A 20,666-nucleotide genomic window follows, 5' to 3' on the forward strand; every position below is an offset into this window, starting at 1 on the left:
GCCTCGACGTTCCGGGCTCCTCCACGGCCGACGGCACACAGCTCGTGCTGTGGGACTGCCACGGCGGCTCCAACCAGAAGTGGACCACTCTGACCTCCGGATGACCCCCCACTCCCGGGATCCGAGCCCTCTCCGGGCTCAGATCCCGGGCCGCGTGAGTGCGCCGCGTGGCGGGCGGCGCCCGGTCGTCACTTGTGCGCTGTTGTCCCGAAGGGGAGGGGTTCGGCTGAGCGCAGGTGTTCCCTCAGCCACTGCTCGGTGTTGCTCACGTGCAGCAGCGCGGCGGCCTGGCTGAGGGCGGCGTCACGGGTGGACAGCGCGTGGAAGATCGCCTCGTGCTCGGCGAGGGTGCGGCCCGCGGCCTTGTCGTCGACGAGACCGCGCCAGATGCGGGCGCGCAGGGTGCGGCCGGAGATCCCCTCCAGGAGGGTGAGGAGGGTCTCGTTGCCCGTGGCCGAGACCACGGCGTGGTGGAAGGCGGCGTCGTGGGCGTTGAGCTGCTCGACGTCGTCGCGGGCCTCGCGCATGGCGTCCAGGTGCCGCTTCACCTCGGCCAGCTGGTCGTCGGTAATCCGCGCGGCGGCAAGTGCCGTGGCCGTCGGTTCGAGGAGCCGCCGTACCTCCATGAGGTCCTGCAGGGCGACCGAGTCGCCCTGCAGCAGCTCCACCGCGCCACCGAGCCCCTCCAGGAGCAGACTCGGCTGCAGGCTGGTCACATACGTGCCGTCGCCGCGCCTGACGTCGAGGACTCGTGCCACGGCCAGTGCCTTGACCGCTTCGCGGGCGAGGTTGCGGGACAGACCCAGCTGTGCCGCCAGGTCCGGCTCCGGAGGGAGCTTCGAGCCCGGAGGCAGGGCGCCGGTCCGGATCAGCTCACGGATCTGCTCGATGGCCTTGTCCGTCAGAGACACCGCACATCCCTCCCCCCACCGTGCCCCGCGAGCACGTCCGTCCTGATCAGCCCCTGAGCACGGAGGTCGCCCCGGGGGCCGGCGGGGACGCGCTGGTCATGGAGTTCCATGTTCTGTCCGACCTGTTCCGGGGTCCGCATGCCGAGGGTGACGTTGATGATACTGGGATGCCGGTACGGGAAGGCGGTCGCGGCGGCGGGCAGGGGAGCCTGCGCCTCGCAGACCTCCGCCATCTCCCTGGCCGACATGCCTGCGAGGAGTGCCTCGATCTCGGCGAGCGAGGCCATGGAGACGGAGTCAGGCACGAGCGGTCCAGACGGGGCCGTCGGGGTAGGCGTACTCCTTGAGGGACTCGGGGTGCATCTGTGCGCTCAGCCCCGGCAGCGTCGGCGCCAGGTAGTGGCCGTCGGCGATGCGGACCGGGTCGACGAAGTGCTCGTGCAGGTGGTCGACGTACTCGATGACGCGGTCCTCGGTCGTACCGGAGACCGCGACGTAGTCGAACATCGACAGGTGCTGCACCATCTCGCACAGGCCCACGCCACCCGCGTGCGGGCAGACCGGGACGCCGAACTTCGCGGCGAGCAGCAGGATCGCGATGTTCTCGCCCACGCCGCCGACCCGCGCGGAGTCGATCTGCACGATGTCCACCGCGCCCGCCTGGAGGAGCTGCTTGAAGACGACCCGGTTGGCGATGTGCTCGCCGGTGGCGACCTTGATGGGCCTGACTGCCTGGCGCACGGCGGCGTGGCCGAGGATGTCGTCGGGTGAGGTGGGCTCCTCGATCCAGTACGGCTGGTAGGGGGCCAGTGCGCGCATCCAGTCGATCGCGGGCTGGACGTCCCATCTCTGGTTGGCGTCCACGGCGATGCGGATGGAGTCGCCGACGGTCTCGCGGGCGGTGCGCATGCGCCGTACGTCGTCCTCCAGGGACGCGCCGACCTTCAGCTTGATCTGGGTGAAGCCGTCGGCGACGGCCTCGCGGGCCAGGCGGGACAGCTTCTCGTCGGGGTAGCCGAGCCAGCCGGGGGTGGTGGTGTAGGCGGGGTAGCCCCGATCGAGCAGGCGATCGATGCGCTGTTCGCGGCCGGGTTCGGCGCGGCGCAGGATCTGAAGGGCTTCCTCGGGGGTGAGGGCGTCGGACAGCCAGCGGAAGTCGACCTGGGCGACCAGGTCCTCGGGCGACATCTCGCCGAGGAAGCGCCACACGGGCTTGCCGGCCCGCTTGGCTGCCAGGTCCCAGGCGGCGTTGACGACGGCGCCGGTGGCCATGTGGATGGCGCCCTTCTCCGGGCCGAGCCAGCGCAGTTGGGGGTCGTGGACGAGGGAACGGGAGAACGCGCCGAGGTCGGCGCAGACTTCGTCGACCGAGCGGCCGACCACGTGCGGGGCGAGGGCCGCGATGGCGGCGGCCTGGACATCGTTGCCACGGCCGGTGGTGAAGGCCAGAGCGTGGCCCTCGAGTCGGTCGCCGGCGTCGGTGCGCAGGACGACGTAGGCGGCGGAGTAGTCGGGTTCGGGGTTCATCGCGTCCGACCCGTCCAGATGCTCCGACGTCGGGAAACGCACGTCCAGCACGTCGAGGGCGGTGATGCGGGCAGGAGCCGGGGAAGCGGACGAGGCGGAGGCGGATGGCATGGCGGCAACTCCCTGTGAGATGCAGGGGTGATACGGCCCCCTGGTTTCGCATCGACGACATCTACCTATCGCCATGGACTAGAGATGGGATGTTTATAGGCACGCTCCTGACGCCGTGTCCAGCCATTAACGCGATGCATAGAAAAGCCGCAGCTCACAGTCGCCCGACGGTAGGTGGCGGCGGATGGCGACATCACCCTGGATAAGATCCATCCCATCAACCGTCGCCACAGACATACCATGTTTGGCTAGTCGCAAACCGCACCAAACACGACTCAAAGGGGGACAATGACCTGACGGTGTGGCAGTTTTCATCCCTGGACGACGGTTGACATCCCAGGGAGACATGACGGACCTTCGTGCGTAACAAGCGACGCCCGTGCCCTGCCCTCCCCTTCTGCACCAGGGATGTCTTCATGTCGAGTTCGATCAACAGACGCCACTTCCTGGCCGGTGCCACCGGTGTCGCCGCGGCGGCCGTTGCCGGAGGTGTGTTCGGCGCCGGCGGCGCCCAGGCGGCGCCCAGCACGTACACGCCGGACTGGAACTCGGTCGACCAGCACCCGCCGGCCCCGGAGTGGTTCCAGGACGCGAAGTTCGGGATCTACTTCCACTGGGGCGTCTTCAGCGTCCCCGCCTTCGGCAACGAGTGGTACCCGCGCACCATGTACCGGGCCGGCGACTCCGTCAACCAGCACCACATCGCGACCTACGGTCAGCCGTCGGCATGGCCGTACCACAACTTCATCAACGGTGCTCAGGACCTGGCGGGCACCACCGTGAAGTTCGCGCCGAAACTGAAGTCGGCCGGTGGGAAGTTCGACCCCGACGAGTGGGTGCAGCTGTTCGTCGACGCCGGCGCCAGGTTCGCCGGCCCGGTGGCCGAGCACCATGACGGCTTCTCCATGTGGGACAGCCAGGTCAACGAGTGGAACTCGGTGAAGAAGGGTCCGGGTCTCGACCTGCTGGGGATCTTCTCCAGGGCGATCCGCGCCAAGGGCCTCAAGCTGCTGGTGGCCATGCACCACGCCTACAACTTCACCGGCTTCTACGAGTTCGCCCCCGCCCAGACGGACCCCAGCCTCCAGAAGCTCTACGGTCAGCTGGGCCACGCCGCGGAGAACCAGCTCTGGTTCGACAAGCTCAAGGAGGTCGTCGACCGCGCCCAGCCGGACATCCTGTGGCAGGACTTCAACCTGGACGAAGTCGACGAGCAGCAGCGCCTGAACTTCCTGGCGTACTACTACAACCAGGCGGGCAGCTGGGGCCGTGAGGTCGTCGCCACGTACAAGGACGGCATGAACGGCAAGGGCGAGGTCTTCGACTACGAGCGCGGCGGCCCGGCCGACATCACGACCCCCTACTGGCTCACCGACGACAGCGTCTCCAGCAGCAGCTGGTGCTACACGCAGGGCATCGGCTACTACACGTTCCAGCAGATGCTGCACTCGTTCATCGACCGGGTCAGCAAGAACGGCAATGTGCTGCTGAACATCGCGCCGATGGCCGACGGCACCATCCCGCAGGCGCAGAAGGACATCCTCCTCGGTATCGGAGACCACCTCAGGCGCTTCGGCGAGTCGGTGTACGCGACCCGCGCCTGGACCGCGTACGGCGAGGGCCCGACGAAGATGGGCGGCGGTTCGTTCACCGCCCCGCACGCCGGCACGCCCCAGGACATCCGCTTCACCCGTAACAAGGCGGGCACCGTCCTGTACGCCACCGTCCTGGGCTGGCCGGGCAGCTCGCTGACGATCAAGACCCTCGGCTCGGACCGGATCAACCTCTCGTCGCTGTCCTCGGTGCAGCTCCTCGGCACCACCGCCGGCACCTACATCGACCTGCCCACCCCGACCCAGAGCTCCGCCGGCCTCACGGTCACCCTGCCCGCCTCGGCGCCGTACAGTGCGGGCACCTACGTCCTGAAGCTCACCTTCTCCGGCACGATCCCGGGCCTGCGGCCGCTCACCGGCGCCATCGCCTTCGCGGACGTCGACTACACCGGCGACGCCGGTGTGTTCACCGTCGGCGACTACACCGCCGCCGACCTGACCACGGCCGGACTGGGCCCGGGCACGCTCTCCTCCCTGCGGCCGGCCCCCGCTTACCAGGTGGTCGGCTACTCCGGAGACAACTTCACGGGCACCTCCTGGACCTTCACCGCCGAGAACCCCGACCTGCGGGTCACCGGCAACAACGACCGGATCACCTCACTGCGGGTCCAGTTCAACCCGGCGACGTCCTTCCGGATCACCAACGTCACCAATGGCCTCGCCCTGGACAGCGGCGGCAACGTGGCCTCGGGGTCCAACCTCAAGCAGTGGACCTGGGACGGCAGTCCCAACCTGCAGTGGCAGGCGGAGGCGGTCGGAGGCGGCTACTACCGGCTGGTCAACCGCACGAACGGCATGGTCGCCGACGGCTGGGGCGCCACCGACAACGGCTCTCCGGCCCGACATGCCCCCTGGAACGGCGGCCCCAACCAGCAGTGGAAGATCATCCACAGGGGCGGCGACCGTTACTCCATCGCCAACCGCACCACCGGCCTGGTCCTCGACGGCGGCGGCAACGTCACCTCGGGCTCCGTCACCAAGCAGTGGACGTACGGCAGCAGCACCAACCTGCTGTGGACCTTCACGGCCGTCTGATCCTCGAGGAGCCGCCATGACGGCACGCAGCATCACCGACCGCCTGGGCGGCCTCGCCTTCGGCGGAGACTACAACCCCGAGCAGTGGGACGAGCAGGTCTGGAAGGAGGACGACGCACTCATGCGCCGGGCCAGGGTCAACCTGGCCACCCTCGGCGTCTTCTCCTGGGCCCTGCTCGAACCGGAGCAGGGACGCTACGACTTCTCCTGGCTCGACGCCCACATCGAACGCCTCCACGCAGGCGGCGTGGCCGTCGACCTCGCCACCCCGACGGCCTCCCCGCCGCCCTGGTTCACCCTCGCCCACCCCGAGGCGCTGGCGGTCACGGCCGACGGCACACGCCTCGTCCACGGCAGCCGCGACACCTACTGCCTCGCCTCGCCCGCCTACCGCGCCGCGGCCCGCCGTATCGCCTCCGCGCTCGCCGAACGGTACGGCGACCACCCCGCTCTCGCGCTGTGGCACGTGCACAACGAGTACGGCACGCTGTGCTGGTGCGACCACGCGGCCGCCGCGTTCCGGGTGTGGCTGCGCGCCCGGCACGGCTCGCTGGACGCCCTCAACGAGGCATGGGGCACAGCCTTCTGGAGCCAGCGCTACACCTCCTGGGAACAGGTGCTGCCGCCGCGCGCGACGCAATGGCACAAGAACCCCGGCCAGACACTGGACTTCCGCCGCTTCTGGTCCGACGAGATCATCGCCGCCTACCGGGAACAGCGCGACGCGATCCACGCGCACAGCGACCGGCCCGTGACGACCAACCTGATGCTCCCCGCCTACCAGAACGTGGACCTGTGGGCCTTCGCCCGCGAACTCGACGTCGTCACGTCCGACCAGTATCCGAGCGCCCCCGGCATGGACGCCGCCGTCGACGCCGCCTTCCATGCCGACCGCACCCGCTCCCTGGCCCGCGGCCACCCGTGGCTGCTGATGGAGCAGGGCACCAGCACCGTCTACGACGGCGACCAGGTGATCGGCAAGGAACCCGGGGAGATCCTGCGGCACACCCTCGGCCACATCGCGCGCGGTTCGGAGGGCGCCCTGTTCTTCCAGTGGCGGCAGTCCCGAGCCGGCGCCGAGACCTGGCACTCGGCGATGCTCCCGCACGCGGGCCCGGACAGCCGTATCTTCCGTGAGGTCACACAGACCGGCGAGGCGGTCGCCCGGCTCGGCGAGCTGACGGGATCGACGGTCACCGCGTCGGTGGCCGTGCTGGACGACCCGGACGCCCGGTGGGCGCTCGGCGTGGACGGCCTGCCCTCCGCACGCCTCGCCTACCACGCGCCGCTCGCCGAGGCGCACCGGGCGCTGTGGGACGCGGGCGTCACGGCCGACTTCGCCCGCCCCGAGCACGAGTTGGGCCGCTATCGGCTGGTCATCGCGCCATCCCTGTTCCTGCTGTCCGACCAGGGTGCCGAGAACCTGCGCCGTTACGTCGCGGACGGCGGGACCCTCCTCGTCCAGCACGCGGCCGGCTACGTCGACGACCGCATGCACGCCCGCCTCGGCGGCTATCCGGCCGGGCCGCTGCGCGAGGCGCTGGGCATCCGCGTCGAGGAATACCGGCCGCTGCGGACGGACGAGCGGATCACCCTGTCGGACGGAACGCGGGGCACGGTCTGGAGCGAGTCCCTGCGCACCGAGGGCGCGGACACGGTCGCCACCTACACCCACGGAATGCTCTCGGGCAGCCCCGCGCTCACCCGGCACCGCTTCGGCACCGGGCAGGGCTGGTACGTCTCCACCCGTCTGGACGAAGCCGACTACGGCGCTGTCGTCGGCCGCCTGCTGAAGGAAGCCGGTGTCGAACCGGACGTACCCGGCCTGCCCGCCGGTGTCGAGGCCGTCACCCGGCGCGCCGCCGACGGCCGCCGCTGGGACGTCCTCATCAACCACACCGAGCACACCGTGCCGCTGCCGGAGCCCGCCCACGACCTGCTCACCGGCACCACGGCCCACGAACTGCCGCCCGGCGGCTGCGCGGTCCTGCGCGGCCACTGACCTGGAAAAGGACACATGGAAAACGAACAGCGCAGCTTCCACTGGGGTCACGACGCCCTGGGTCTCGAGTTCGTCCTCGGCGAGGACGGCAGCGCCCGCCTGACCCATCTCGGGCTGCCCGGCGCGGCGGGCGGCGACTCCCGTGCGTCCCTGCCTCTGGTGGAGGTGACGGCCGCGGGTCACGGCCGCGGCTGGTCGGGCAGCCGCCTGATCGGGACCGCTCTCGGCGGGCGGCTGCGCCACCGGGCCCACCACACGGCCCGCGACGGCGACTGGCACACCCTGACCGTGGAGCTCCACGACCCGGACACCGGGCTGGTCGCGGAGGTGACCTACCGGTCCCCGGACGGCGTCCCCGTGCTCCGCAGCGAGGTCACCCTGCGCAACGAGGGGCGGACCACGTTGCACCTGGAGTCGGTCAGCTCGCTCGTGGTGGGCGGCCTCACCCCGCAGGACCCGGCGGCCGTCGACGCCGCCGACGTGCTGTGGGCGGACAACGACTGGCTCGCCGAGTGCCGCTGGCAGCGACAGCCGATGCGCCGGACCACACCCGCCGTCAGCGGACGAAGCGTGACGTACGGGCACGGCAAGGCCGGCTCCGCCCTGACCGGACAGGGCACCTGGTCCAGCTGCGGGCACCTGCCCATGGGCGGCCTGACGGACCGGCGCACCGGCCGCACCTGGGTGTGGCAGATCGAGCACAACGGCGGCGGCTGGCACTGGGAGTGCCAGGAGCACTACCAGGCGGCCTACGCGGCGCTGTTCGGCCCCACCGACACCCACCACGGCTGGCGACACCCCCTGGAACCCGGCGCCGCCTTCCGCACCGTACCCGTGGCCCTGTCCTTCAGCGCCGACGGCGGCCCCGACGCCGCGTTCGCCGCGCTGACCCGCTACCGCCGCGCCCACCGCCGCCCGCACACCGACCACCAGCGCCTGCCCGTCATCTTCAACGACTACATGAACTGCCTGATGGGCGACCCCACCACCGAAAAGCTGCTGCCACTGATCGACGCGGCGGCCGAGGCCGGGGCCGAGTACTTCGTCATCGACGCGGGCTGGTACGACGACGGTGACGACTGGTGGACCAGCGTCGGCGCCTGGGAGCCGTCCGCCTCCCGCTTCCCCGGCGAGAAGGGCATCCACGAGGTGCTGGACCGTATCCGCGAACGCGGCATGATGCCCGGCCTGTGGCTGGAGCCGGAAGTCATCGGCGTCCACAGTCCCATGGCCAAGTCCCTGCCCGACGAGGCGTTCTTCCGCCGCGACGGCGTCCGCGTCACGGAGACGGGCCGGTACCACCTCGACCTGCGCCACCCCGCCGCCCGCGCCCACCTGGACCAGGTCGTGGACCGCGTGGTCGGCGAGTGGGGCGTGGGCTACCTCAAGCTCGACCACAACATCGACCCCGGCTCCGGCACCGGCGCCCACCCCGGCGAGACGCCGGGCGCCGGTCTGCTCGGCCACAACCGGGCGCACCTCGACTGGCTCGACGGCATCCTCGACCGGTACCCGCACCTGGTGGTGGAGAACTGCGCCTCCGGCGGCATGCGCTGGGACCACGCCCTGCTGTCCCGGCTGCAGTTGCAGTCCACCAGCGACCAGCAGAACCTCCACCACTACGCGCCCATCGCGGCCTCCGCGCCCACCGCCGTCACCCCCGAGCAGGGCGCCGTCTGGGCCTACCCGCAGTCGGAGGACTCCCTCGACGAGGTCGCCTTCACCATGGCGAACGCCCTCCTCGGCCGTATCCACCTCTCCGGCCGCCTGCCGGAACTGGAGCCCGAGGCCCGCGCCCTGGTCCACGAGGCGGTCGCCGTGTACAAGGCCATCCGCGCCGACCTGCCCCGGGCCGTGCCGTCCTGGCCACTCGGCCTTCCCGCTTGGGACGACCCGTGGATCGCTCTCGCCCTGCACACCCCCGCCACCACCTACCTCACCGTCTGGCGCCGCCCGGGCGGTGCGGCCACCACCACCCTCCGGCTGCCCGAACGGGCGGGTGACGCGGCCCGCGCCGAGGTGCTGTACCCCGCCGCACGTCAGGCCGAAGCCGTCTGGCACCCGGACACCGCCGACCTCACCGTGACCCTGCCGACCACGCCCTCCGCGGCGCTGATCCGGATCCCAGCGGCGCGGTGAGGTAGTCCACGCCCCACGAGGCGAACTTCAGACCCCTTGCCGTAGATGTAGTCCCCCAGCGCCTTCATCCCGCTGGGGGACTCCGAAATTTCGGACGACATTCGGAAAGCCAGGAGCTTCCCGCACGTCAACACCGTCCCCCAGGGACGCCCGCCCGCAACCGCCGACAAGACCCCGCAGTTTCCGAATCTTTCGGTGCCACATACGAATCATGCGAGGGGTATTGACGGGATCCATCGGCCTCCTATCATCCAGTTGACTCGACAAATCGATACGCGTTCGAGATCACGACCCCGATTGATCGATCCGTCACTCCGCACACGCGCCAACAACAACGGCCGGGCCGTACAAGGAGAACGACACACATGGATCTGTCATGCCTTCGTCAAAACATCTCCCGTCGCCACGCACTGGCGGCCGCCACCGGCCTGGCCGCCGGCGTTCTGCTTCCCCATCGGGTCGCCCTCGCGGCCGCCGCGGAGTACACGAACCCGGTGATCTGGCAGGACTTCGCGGACATCGACGTCATCCGCGTCGGCGACACCTACTACGCCTCGGCCTCGACGATGCACTACTCGCCGGGCGCGCCCGTCCTGCGCTCGTACGACCTGGTGAACTGGGAGATCGCCGGACACTCGGTGCCCGTCCTCGACTTCGGCTCCAAGTACGACCTGAACGGTGCCCGTGGCTACGTCCGGGGCATCTGGGCGTCGACGCTGGCCTACCGTCCGAGCAACAGGACCTTCTACTGGCTGGGCCAGATCGACTTCGCCCGGACGTACGTCTACACCGCCACCGCCGTCGAGGGGCCGTGGAGCAGGCTGACGACGATCAGCACGCCCTACTACGACGCGGGACTGCTCGTCGACAGCGACGACACCTTGTACGTCGCGTACGGGAACACCACGATCAGCGTGGCCCAGCTGTCGCCCGACGGCCGCAACCAGGTGCGTACCGAGCAGGTGTTCAGGACGCCGTCCAGTGTGGGCACCCTGGAGGGCGCCCGCTTCTACAAGATCAACGGGCAGTACTACATCTTCCTGACCCGCCCCGCGAACGGCCAGTACATCCTGAAGTCGTCGAGCGGCCCCTTCGGCCCGTACACGATGCGGCAGGTCCTCCTCGACCTGCGGGGGCCGATCCCCGGCGGAGGCGTCCCGCACCAGGGCGGGCTGGTGCAGACGCAGAGCGGTGCCTGGTACTACATGGCATTCGTCGACGCGTACCCCGGCGGCCGGATGCCTGCCCTGGCACCGGTCACCTGGACCTCGGACGGCTGGCCCGTCGTGCAGCTCGTCGACGGCGCGTGGGGCACCTCGTATCCCAGCCCGGCCGTGCCCACTCCACCCCGTCAGGTCACCCCCATGACCGGCGTCGACACCTTCGAGGGCAGGACCCTCAGTCCGAGGTGGGAGTGGAACCACAACCCGGACGACACCAAGTGGTCGGTCGACAACGGCCTGACCCTGCGGACGGCGACCGTCACCAACGACCTGTACTGGGCCCGCAACACCCTCACACACCGCATCCAGGGCCCCACCTCCACCGCCACGGTCCAGCTCGACCACTCCGCGATGCGGGACGGCGACCGGGCCGGACTCGCACTGCTGCGTGACTCCTCCGCATGGATCGGCGTCAAGCGGGACGGCGGCACGACACGGGTGGTGATGGTCAACGGGCTGACCATGGACACCAACTGGAACACCACCGGCACCGGCACCGAGGTCGCGAGCGCGCCCGCTCCCGGCGGTCGCGTCTGGCTGCGCGCGCACGCGGACATCCGGCCCGGCGCCGCACGCCCCGGCACCTTCTCCTACAGCACCGACGGCACCACCTTCACCCGCCTCGGGCCCGCCTTCTCCATGGGCAACGACTGGCGGTTCTTCATGGGCCACCGATTCGCCCTCTTCAACCACGCCACGCAGGCACTCGGCGGCGCGGTCCGCGTCACGCGGTTCGAGCTGTCCACGCCCTGACCGATGGCATGGATCGCACCACCCAACCCCCCACTCGATCCGAGGAGAACCATGAACCCGCTGAAACGGCTCGGCAGTCGCCGAGCCTCGGTCTTAGGGCTGCTGGCCGCGGCCGTCCTGATGACGCCCACGACCGCGACCGGCTCACCCGACGTCCAGGCATCCACGCTGGGCGCCCAAGCGGCCCAGTCCGGGCGGTACTTCGGCACGGCCGTGGCCGCCGGGCGGCTCGGCGACGGCACGTACACCAGCATCCTGGACCGCGAGTTCAACTCGGTCACGGCCGAGAACGAGATGAAGTGGGAGACCACCGAGCCCTCCCGCGGCTCGTTCAACTTCGGCCCCGCCGACCGGATCGCCGACCGCGCGCAGGCCCGCGGTCAGCGCCTGCGCGGCCACACCCTGGTCTGGCACTCCCAACTGCCCGGCTGGGTCAGCTCCATCAGGGACGCGAACACGCTGCGCGGCGTGATGAACCACCACATCACCACCGTGGCGCACCGCTACAAGGGCCGGATCCACTCCTGGGACGTGGTCAACGAGGCGTTCGCCGACGGCGGCAGCGGCCAGCTCCGCAGCTCGGTCTTCCGGGACGTCCTGGGCAACGGCTTCATCGAGCAGGCGTTCCGCACCGCGCGGTCGGCCGATCCGTCGGCGAAGCTCTGCTACAACGACTACGGCATCGAGAACTGGAACGCGGCCAAGACCCAGGGTGTCTACCGCCTGGTCCGCGACTTCAAGGCGCGCGGCGTGCCCATCGACTGCGTCGGCCTCCAGGCCCACTTCGGCACCGGCGGCCCACCCGCCAGTTTCCAGACGACGCTGTCGAACTTCGCCGCCCTCGGCGTCGACGTCCAGATCACCGAACTGGACATCGCGCAGGCGTCGCCGACCGCGTACGCGAACACCGTCAGGGCCTGCATGAACGTCGCGCGCTGCACCGGCATCACCGTGTGGGGCATCCGCGACAGCGACTCCTGGCGCAGCGGCGAGAACCCGCTGCTGTTCGACCGCAACGGCAACAAGAAGCCCGCGTACAACGCGGTGCTGACGACCATGGGCGGCACGCCCGCCACCACCCGCGGCGCCACCGACGCCGCCGCTCTGCCCAGCCGTTACTCGTGGAGCTCCAGCGGCCCGCTGATCTCGCCGAAGCCGGACGCGACGCACAACGTCGCCGGGATCAAGGACCCGACGGTCGTCCAGTACAACGGCAAGTACCACGTGTTCGCGAGCGTGGCCAGTTCTTCCGGCTACAACCTGGTGTACCTGAACTTCAGTGACTGGTCCCAGGCCGGCTCGGCCACGCACCACTACCTCGACCGCAGCGCGATCGGGCGCGGGTACCGGGCCGCTCCGCAGGTCTTCTACTACGCGCCGCAGCGCCTGTGGTACCTCGTGTACCAGACCGGCAACGCCTCCTACTCCACCAACCCCGACATCAGCAACCCGAACGGGTGGAGCGCGCCGCGCAACTTCTACGCGTCGATGCCGGACATCATCCGGCAGAACATCGGCAACGGCCACTGGGTCGACATGTGGGTGATCTGCGACAGCGCCGACTGCTACCTGTTCTCCTCCGACGACAACGGCCACCTGTACCGCTCGCAGACGACCGTCGGCCAGTTCCCGAACGGGTTCACCAACACCGTCATCGCGGCCCGGGACTCCAACAGGTACGCCCTGTTCGAAGCGAGCAACGTGTACAAGGTGCAGGGCAGCAACCAGTATCTGCTGCTCGTCGAGGCCATCGGATCGGACGGCCGGCGCTACTTCCGCTCCTGGACCGCCACCAGCCTCGCCGGCTCCTGGACACCCCTGGCCGCGTCGGAGAGCAACCCCTTCGCACGGGCCACCAACGTCTCCTTCCCCTCGGGCACCTGGACCCGGGACATCAGCCACGGCGAGATGATCCGTGCCGGCCACGACCAGACGCTCACCATCCCCGCCTGCCGGCTCCAGTACCTCTACCAGGGCATGAACCCCAACGCGGGCGGCGACTACAACCTCCTCCCCTGGCGGCTCGGCCTCCTCACCCAGACCAACTCCACCTGCTGACCAACCGTCAGAAAGCCGAGGCAATGTCATGCGCCGCAGACTTCTCGCCCTGGTGGCAGCGCTCTCCTCGCTGCCGCTGGCACTCACCGCCGCCCCGTCCGCCCACGCGGCCGACCCGACGACCATGACCAGCGGGTTCTACGCGGACCCCGACTCCAGCGCGAAGCGATGGGTCGCCGCCAACCCCGGCGACGGCCGGGCGCCCGCGATCAACGCATCCATCGCCAACACCCCGACGGCCCGCTGGTTCGGCTCCTGGAGCGGCACCATCGGCACCGCCACCGGCGCGTACGTGGGCGCCGCGGACGCCCGGGACAAGCTGCCCATCCTCGTCGCGTACAACATCTACCACCGCGACTACTGCGGCGGGCACTCCGCGGGCGGAGCCTCCTCGCCGTCCGCCTACGCGAACTGGATCGCCCAGTTCGCGGGCGGGATCGCCGGCCGCCCGGCCGTCGTCATCCTCGAACCGGACTCCCTCGGGGACTACGGCTGCATGACCCAGGCCCAGATCGACGAACGCAGGGGCATGCTCACCGGCGCGCTCAACGAGTTCAACCGTCAGGCCCCCAACACCTGGGTCTACCTCGACGCCGGCAACCCGGGCTGGGCGAGCGCGGCGACCATGGCCCAGCGCCTGCACGGAGCCGGCCTCCGGCAGGCCCACGGCTTCTCGCTCAACGTCTCCAACTACCTGACCACAGCCGAGAACACCGCGTACGGCGCCGCCGTCAACAGGGAACTCAGCGCCCGGTACGGCTACACCAAGCCGTTCGTCGTGGACACCAGCCGCAACGGCAACGGCTCCAACGGCCAGTGGTGCAACCCTTCGGGCCGCCGTATCGGCACCCCCACCCAGCTGGGCGGAGGTGCCGAGATGCTCTTGTGGATCAAGGTCCCGGGCGAGTCCGACGGCAACTGCGGCGTGGGATCCGGCTCCTCGGCCGGACAGTTCCTCCCCGAGGTCGCCTACAAGATGATCTACGGCTACTGATCCGGGGCCGCGGGTCGCCTCGCCCGGGTCGGGCGTCAGACGGGATCGCCGTACTGCACGCCGCGTCCGTTGGTGGCGAGGTAGACCCGGCCGTACACGCGCGGGTCGCCGGTGACGGCCCTGCCGATCCAGCCCCACTGGTGCTGGTCGTCGTTGACGCGGGTCCACGTCCTCGCACCGTCGTCGGAGCGGTACACGGCGGTGATCGTCTCGGTGGAGCCGACCATGTAGACCGCAGGGTAGTCGGCGCCGTCGGCGGCCTTGCCGAAGCCGAGGGTGTACGAGGCCCAGCAGCTGTCGACCTTGGTGAAGGCCGCGCCGCCGTCGGTGGACCGGTACAGGCCGTTCCACTTCACGCTCAGCCACAGGTCGCCGACCCGTCCCGGCGCCGCGACCAGCTGGAATTCCGCGTCGCCCGAGGGCAGGCCGGTGGCCCTGGTGGTGAAGGTCAGGCCGCCGTCGGTGCTGGCGTGGAGCGTGCCGGCGGTCGTGTCGTAGGCGTAGAAGCGCGTCGGGTCCACGGGGTCCGCGACGGGGGTGGCGCCCTTCGGGAAGGAGGTGACCTCGGACCAGGTGGCGCCGTTGTCCACCGAGCGGTACGCCGGGTGCGAGGACGCGAGGGACCACAGAAGGACACTGCCGTCGGCGTTGGTGGCGATCGGGCCGGGCGCGTCCTTGGCGGCGGCCGGCTGCGACTCGAAGGGCGCCCAGGTCTGACCGCCGTCGTTCGAGTAGGCGCCGTTGGCGTTGTTGCTCCAGCCGGCGCGCACGACGTACGAGGGTCTGGCCGCGGCCTGGGAGAGTCCCGTCGCCGACCCGAACACGGGGTTGGAGGCCATGCCCCGCGACGGGGATGCCGTGAGCGAGTCGTGGTACATCACGCCGATGTCACCGTTGCCGCTGATCAGGTGGGCCGTGCCGGTCGGCGGCGAGATCAGCTGGAGGACGGCGGTCTCCTCCAGGCCGCGGATCTGCGGCGCCCAGTGCTTGAGGTCGCGGGTGCCGTAGATGGTGGCGCCGGTGCCGTAGAGGACGTGCCGGGAGTCGTACGGGTCGAGGGCGAGGGCCTGGATCCACCAGCCGAACTTGGCCTCGGTTCCGCCCCACTTGAGGAACGGGGTCTCCGACACGTCGAGAACGGCGGTGTCCTTCAGGGAGGTCCAGGTGCGCCCGCCGTTGGTGGAACGGAAGACGGTATCGATCTCGGCCCAGCGGTTGTTGGTGGACACGACGAGCGTGCCGGGCCGGCGGGCGTCGACGGCGACACCGCCGTAGCCGAAGGAGTCGGTGGAGCCGTCCGTCGCGGTTCCGCCCGGCTTCACCGGGGTGATGTCGGTCCACTTGTCGTTGACGGTGCGCAGTTTGTGCACGCTGCCGTCGGACTGCCCGTTGGGGCCGGGGGCGTTGGCGTACGTCACGTACAGCTCGCGGGTGTGGCGGTCGTAGGCGGCGCGGATCGGGACCTGGGCGGCGGTTCCGGTGGGCTGCCCGGGGACGGGCTCCCAGGTCTTTGCGTCGGACGTGCGGTACAGGCTGGGGCTGTCGGCGGTGCCGTCGGAGTCGCCCCAGCCGGCGTAGACGGTACGGCCGGCGGCGACGAGGAGGGTGATGCCCTGGCCGGTGGCGCTCGGGGCGGCCGGGAAGCTCACCGCCTCCCAGGTGGCGCCCCGGTCGGTCGACTTGAGCAGCCCGTCGTGCCGGGTGCCGAGCCACAGTGTGTCGCAGTTGCGCGGGTCGACCAGGAGGCGTTCACCGCAGCCACGCCCGTCCTCGTTGGCGCCGAGCTTCACCGTGAGGTCGGTGCGCGTCCAGGTGGCCCCCCGGTCCTCGGACCGCAGCACGGCCCCGTTGCCGGCCCAGGGCTGTGTGTATGTGCCGAGGGCCAGGTACAGCCGGTTCGGGTGGCTCGGGTCGACGGCCATGGCCTCGACGCCGAGGAGGTTCCAGTCGTCCCAGCCGAGGTGGTCGGTCAGTGGGATCCAGCTGTCGGTGCGGTCGTCCCAGCGGTAGGCGCCCCCGATGTCGGTGCGGGCGTAGGCGAGGCCGCGTACGGAGGGGTGGAAGAGAATCCCGCTGACGAACCCGGTGCCGCCCATGGCGGCGTTGCGCCAGCGGTAGGGGGCGTCGGCTTCCGCGGCTTCCGCCGCGCGGGCCTGGCCCTGGAGGACCGGGAGGCCGGCGAGGGCGGTGGCGGCGGCTGTTGCGGCGAGGACGGTACGGCGGGACAGAGGGAACGAATGCATGACATACCTCGTTGTAGGGGGTTGCCAGGTGAACGTGGGTGGGGGTGACGTGCCTGGGGGCGCGGGGCTGTATCGACAGGCGGCTCCGCCGCGGGGCGCGACCAGTTACTGACCGGCCGCGGACGGCACACGCCAGGTCAGCCCTTGATGGCTCCGGTGAGCATGCCCTTCTTGAAGTGCCGCTGGACGAAGGGGGAGACGACCGCGACGGGGATCAGCGCCATGACCATGACGGCCATCTGCAGTCCGAGCGCGGAGAGTTCGCCGGTGCGGACCGCCTGCTGGAGGCCGGTGGGGGCCTCGGTGTTCTTCTGGACGAGCTGGATGAGGACGTTCTGCAGCGGCATCATCTGCTGGTCGGTGAGGTAGATGGAGGCGTTGAACCAGGCGCTCCAGTAGCCGACCGCGTAGAACAGGGAGATGACGGCCAGTACCGCCCGGGACAGCGGCATGATGATGGTCAGCAGGATCCGCAGGTCACCGGCCCCGTCGATGCGTGCGGACTCGGTGAGTTCGGGCGAGATCCCCATGAAGAAGGCCCGCAGCACCAGGATGTTGAAGACACTGACCGCACTCGGCAGGATCAGCGACAGATAGGTGTCGGTGAGCCCCAGCGTCTGCACCAGAAGGTACGTCGGGATGAGCCCGGCCCCGAAGAACATGGTCGCCATGATGGTCATCAGGAAGAACCGGTGCCCCAGACTGCCCGGCCGGGACAGGCCGTAGGCCGCGAGGACCGACACCGTCATCGAGAACAGGGTGCCGACGAGCGTGACGCCGACCGAGACCATGATCGCCCTGCTGACCTGGCCGCCGCTGAGGAGTTCGGTGTAGTTGACGAAGGTGATGCCCTCGGGGATCACGACGAGGCCGCCGGCCCGGTCGATCACCGGCTTCGGCGAGAGGCTGGTGACGATCACGATCCACAGCGGACCGAGCACCCCCAGGCAGCAGAGCGTGAGGAAACCGCTCTTGGCGGTGAGTCCTACCTTGCTCGGCGGCTCCTCCCACACCGGGCGGGCGGGAGCCTTCAGGCTGCGGATGAGCTGCGTGTTGAGGCTCACTTCTTGTACACCCCCTGCTCGCCGAGGAGGTGCGCGACCTTGTTCGCGCCCAGGACGAGACACACTCCGATGACTCCCTTGACGAGGCCGACCGCGGCCGCGTAGCTGAAGTCGCCGTTCTGGATACCCATGTTCCACACGTAGGTGTCGAGGACCTCGCTGGCCCCCGCACCGACCGCGTACCGCTGGAGCAGGAACTGCTCGAATCCCACGCTCAGCGCGTCGCCCACCCGCAGGACCAGCAGCAACGCGATCACCGGGCGCAGTGCGGGCAGCGTGACGTGCCACATGCGTCGCCAGCGCCCCGCGCCGTCCATGGCGGCGGCCTCGTACAGGTCGGTGCTGACGGCGGACAGGGCGGCGAGGAAGACGATGATCCCCCAGCCGGCGTCCTTCCACACGCTCTGCCCGATGACCAGGAACTTGAAGAGGTCCGCGTCGGTCATCAGGTCGAAGCCGCTCCACCCGTGCTTCTCCAGGGTCTGCGCGATGATGCCCGCGCCACCGAGGATCTGCTGGAACACGGTGATCACGAGGACCCACGAGAAGAAGTGCGGCAGATACAGGATCGCCTGCGCCACGGCCCGCACCCGGGGCCGGACCACGCTGTTGATGACCAGCGCGAGGGCGATGGGGACCGGGAAGAACAGCACCAGCTGGAGCACGAACAGCACGATGGTGTTCTCGGTGGCGCTCCAGAACAGCGGGTCGTCGAGCATCCGCGAGAACTGCTCCACGCCGACCCAGGGGCTGTGGAAGATCGCCGTGATGCCGTTGCTGGAGACGTACGGGTCGTAGTCCTGGAAGGCGACGACGTTGCCGAGCAGGGGGACGTAGTTGAAGAGCAGGAGCAGGACGATGACGGGCAGCGTCATCAGGATGAGCGCGCGGTCGCGGCGCAACCGGACCCGGAAGGGAACCTTGCCCCTCTTGCCGGCCCTGCGCGGCACGCTCTCCGTCACGTCGGCCGCGGGGACCGCGGCCGTCGGTTCCTCGACGGCCGCGGGGGGACGTGTCCCGTCATGCCTGCTCCCGGCCGCGAGGGACATCAGTTGCCACTGCCGTTCTTGTCGAGGAGCTCCTTGTACCAGTCGCGCAGCTTGTCGCCGCCGGAGGACTTCCAGGTGGAGATGGCCTGCTGTACGTCGGACAGCTGCTTGTGGCCCCGCACGTAGTCGAGCTCCAGCTGCTCGAACTGGCTGACGAGGCCGGCGTAGCGGCTCGGCTCGACGATGTTCATGCCGTAGGTGGACGTCTTCTTCATGAAGGCGCCCTGCCGCTGCTGCCACTCGACCTGCTTGCGGGCGATGTCGGGGAAGTCGGGGTGGGCGAGGTAGGGAGCCGGGGCCGCCAGCATCATCCAGGCGTTGTTCACCTCGGAGTTGCCCTGGTCGTTCTTGACCGGGACGCCGTCCTTGACCGTGTAGTGGGTGCCCTCGACGCCGTATTCGACGAGCATCCGCTCCTTGGTGCCGTAGGGCGCGGCCGAGAAGTTGGCGGCGGCCAGCGCGTTCTCCACGACTTCCTTGGGGGCGCCCTTGCGGATCAGCGACCAGATGGTGGCGGGTTGGGACGCGTACAGCGTCGGGTTGCCGCCGTCGGCGCCGAAGTAGTCCATGCCCTCGATCTGGAAGTCCGGGTTGGACTGGGCCTGTTCGGCGGTCTTGCCGTGCCAGGCGGACATGTCGTTGTTGTAGACCAGGATCTGCCCGGCGGTGAACCGCTGGCTGGGGTCGCCCGTGCGTGCCTTGTCGTCGGGGTGGACCACGCCCGCGTCGAACAGCTTGCGGACCCATGCCAGGGCTTCCAGGAACTCGGGGTGCTCGATGCGGTACGTCACCTTGCCGTCGTCCTCGATGTTCCAGCCGAGCGGCCCGGCGGGGCGGACGCCGAAGATGGCCGCCGCGCTCCAGCTCATGTCACCGCAGGCCCACACCTTGGCCTTGGGGCTGGTGACGTCCTTGGCCCAGCTGAGGAACTCGTCGGCCGACCTGGGTACGGAGTAGCCCTGCTTGTCGAAGATGTCCTTGCGGTAGTAGGGCACGATGGTGCTCGCGGCGGCGGAGGGCATCGGGATGCCGCGCAGGGCGCCGCCGAAGATGCTCATGCGCCAGGCGTCGGACGGGATCGCGGCCAGGTTCGGGTACTTCTTGACCTTGTCGCCCGCCAGATACGGGCCGAGGTCCATGAACTTGGCGGTGACCGCGTTCGGTATCTTGCCGCCCAGTTCCCAGCCGGGCACGACCACCATGTCGGGTATGGAGCTGGAGGCGAGGACGGCGCCGAGCTTCTCGCCGTAGGTGTTGCCGTCCTGGTTCTGCCAGGTGACCTTGGTGCCCGCCGCGGCGTCGAGCGCCGTGTAGTAGGGGTTTCCGGGCTTGGGAGGGGAGCCCCAGAACGGGGACATGATCTTGAACGGGACACCGGTGCCGAGCTTCTCCGGAACCGACGTGGACAGGGCCGCGAGGTCGACCTTGCCGGTGTAACCGGCGGCCGAACCGTTCTTCGACGGAAGGTCCGGCTCGGCGACCGAGCTGGCGACATAGGTCGGGAGCAGCTTGTCCGCGGCCTTGCCCGAGGTGGTTCCCTCACGCGTACCACCCTCCGAGCCGCCACAGGCGGTGAGCAGTGGCATCCCACCGGCCACCGCTGCGGTGGCGACCGCCGTGGAGGCGAGGAAGCTTCTCCGGCTTGGTCCTGAGGAGGTGGAGGCGGCGTTCGGCGTCATTGCGTCAACCCTTCATGGCGCAGCGGGACACCCGGCGGTGGGCCGTCGGCTGCGGTGTCGTTACTGGGGGACTGGCTGAGCTGAAGCGACATCCCATCAATGGGGAGGCGATTCACAGTCGAAGCGCTTCGATGTTGCTGCGAGGTTAAGTGAACACCCAAGGGCACACAAGGGTCACTTCCAAGATTCCTCCGAAGTGCGCGGGAGGACCCCGCGCTGCCCCGCCTGAGGGAAACGATGTCCAGCTCGTCATGCTCCCGCAGCA

At 69.7% G+C, this 20,666-nt stretch carries 14 protein-coding genes; 7 read left to right on the plus strand and 7 right to left on the minus strand.

Translation table 11 applies throughout. The annotated features are described in order from the left end of the window. A partial coding sequence (locus ACH5AC_RS27440; RefSeq protein ID WP_398865044.1) for an RICIN domain-containing protein occupies positions 1-104 on the plus strand: 104 nt, incomplete at its 5' end. Positions 105-188: 84 nt separating this feature from the next. Here ACH5AC_RS27440 and ACH5AC_RS27445 read toward each other — a convergent pair. Genes ACH5AC_RS27445 through ACH5AC_RS27455 form a run of 3 tightly spaced genes read right to left on the minus strand, consistent with a single transcriptional unit; the run spans position 189 to position 2,549 of the window. Continuing rightward, on the minus strand, positions 189-911 hold the full coding sequence (locus ACH5AC_RS27445; protein ID WP_398864846.1) for a FadR/GntR family transcriptional regulator: 723 nt from the start codon (positions 909-911) through the stop codon (positions 189-191). Further along, positions 902-1,216: a hypothetical protein gene (locus tag ACH5AC_RS27450; RefSeq protein WP_398864847.1), complete on the minus strand. Its 315-nt coding sequence runs from the start codon at positions 1,214-1,216 to the stop codon at positions 902-904. The genes ACH5AC_RS27445 and ACH5AC_RS27450 overlap by 10 nt, the downstream gene beginning before the upstream one ends. Continuing rightward, a complete protein-coding gene (locus ACH5AC_RS27455; protein WP_398864848.1) occupies positions 1,209-2,549 on the minus strand; it encodes an enolase C-terminal domain-like protein in 1,341 nt (446 codons plus the stop codon). Before ACH5AC_RS27455 ends, ACH5AC_RS27450 begins: the two co-directional genes overlap by 8 nt. 416 nt (positions 2,550-2,965) lie before the next feature. Here ACH5AC_RS27455 and ACH5AC_RS27460 point away from each other — a divergent pair, with 416 nt between their 5' ends. The 6 genes from ACH5AC_RS27460 (at position 2,966) to ACH5AC_RS27485 (ending at position 14,366) form a co-directional block, all read left to right on the plus strand. Continuing rightward, on the plus strand, positions 2,966-5,197 hold the full coding sequence (locus ACH5AC_RS27460; protein WP_398864849.1) for an alpha-L-fucosidase: 2,232 nt from the start codon (positions 2,966-2,968) through the stop codon (positions 5,195-5,197). A gap of 16 nt (positions 5,198-5,213) precedes the next feature. Further along, positions 5,214-7,199: a beta-galactosidase gene (locus ACH5AC_RS27465; RefSeq protein WP_398864850.1), complete on the plus strand. Its 1,986-nt coding sequence runs from the start codon at positions 5,214-5,216 to the stop codon at positions 7,197-7,199. Positions 7,200-7,214: 15 nt separating this feature from the next. Next, positions 7,215-9,338, plus strand: coding sequence for an alpha-galactosidase (locus ACH5AC_RS27470; protein ID WP_398864851.1), 2,124 nt, complete (start codon positions 7,215-7,217; stop codon positions 9,336-9,338). Positions 9,339-9,703: 365 nt separating this feature from the next. After that, positions 9,704-11,314: a glycoside hydrolase 43 family protein gene (locus tag ACH5AC_RS27475; RefSeq protein ID WP_398864852.1), complete on the plus strand. Its 1,611-nt coding sequence runs from the start codon at positions 9,704-9,706 to the stop codon at positions 11,312-11,314. Positions 11,315-11,365: 51 nt separating this feature from the next. Beyond that, positions 11,366-13,372 (plus strand): non-reducing end alpha-L-arabinofuranosidase family hydrolase, encoded by a 2,007-nt coding sequence (locus tag ACH5AC_RS27480; RefSeq protein WP_398864853.1) that lies wholly within the window; start codon positions 11,366-11,368, stop codon positions 13,370-13,372. A gap of 28 nt (positions 13,373-13,400) precedes the next feature. Continuing rightward, positions 13,401-14,366: a glycoside hydrolase family 6 protein gene (locus ACH5AC_RS27485; RefSeq protein WP_398864854.1), complete on the plus strand. Its 966-nt coding sequence runs from the start codon at positions 13,401-13,403 to the stop codon at positions 14,364-14,366. Positions 14,367-14,401: 35 nt separating this feature from the next. On the opposite strand, the gene ACH5AC_RS27490 is transcribed toward ACH5AC_RS27485, so the two are convergent. The 4 genes from ACH5AC_RS27490 to ACH5AC_RS27505 all read right to left on the minus strand — a co-directional run bounded on the left by ACH5AC_RS27490 (position 14,402) and on the right by ACH5AC_RS27505 (position 20,401). Then, the gene (locus tag ACH5AC_RS27490; protein WP_398864855.1) at positions 14,402-16,609 is read right to left on the minus strand and encodes a 1,4-beta-glucanase; all 2,208 of its coding nucleotides are present in this window, start codon (positions 16,607-16,609) and stop codon (positions 14,402-14,404) included. A gap of 137 nt (positions 16,610-16,746) precedes the next feature. Further along, positions 16,747-17,673, minus strand: coding sequence for a carbohydrate ABC transporter permease (locus ACH5AC_RS27495; protein WP_398864856.1), 927 nt, complete (start codon positions 17,671-17,673; stop codon positions 16,747-16,749). Next, positions 17,670-18,722 carry an ABC transporter permease gene (locus ACH5AC_RS27500; protein ID WP_398864857.1) on the minus strand — a complete coding sequence of 351 codons (1,053 nt, stop codon included), beginning with the start codon at positions 18,720-18,722 and terminating at the stop codon, positions 17,670-17,672. Before ACH5AC_RS27500 ends, ACH5AC_RS27495 begins: the two co-directional genes overlap by 4 nt. Next, on the minus strand, positions 18,722-20,401 hold the full coding sequence (locus ACH5AC_RS27505; protein WP_398864858.1) for an extracellular solute-binding protein: 1,680 nt from the start codon (positions 20,399-20,401) through the stop codon (positions 18,722-18,724). Before ACH5AC_RS27505 ends, ACH5AC_RS27500 begins: the two co-directional genes overlap by 1 nt. Positions 20,402-20,666: the final 265 nt, after the last annotated feature.

This window comes from Streptomyces sp. NPDC018693, from assembly GCF_044391385.1.
In the GTDB taxonomy this organism is placed as follows: Bacteria; Actinomycetota; Actinomycetes; order Streptomycetales; family Streptomycetaceae; genus Streptomyces.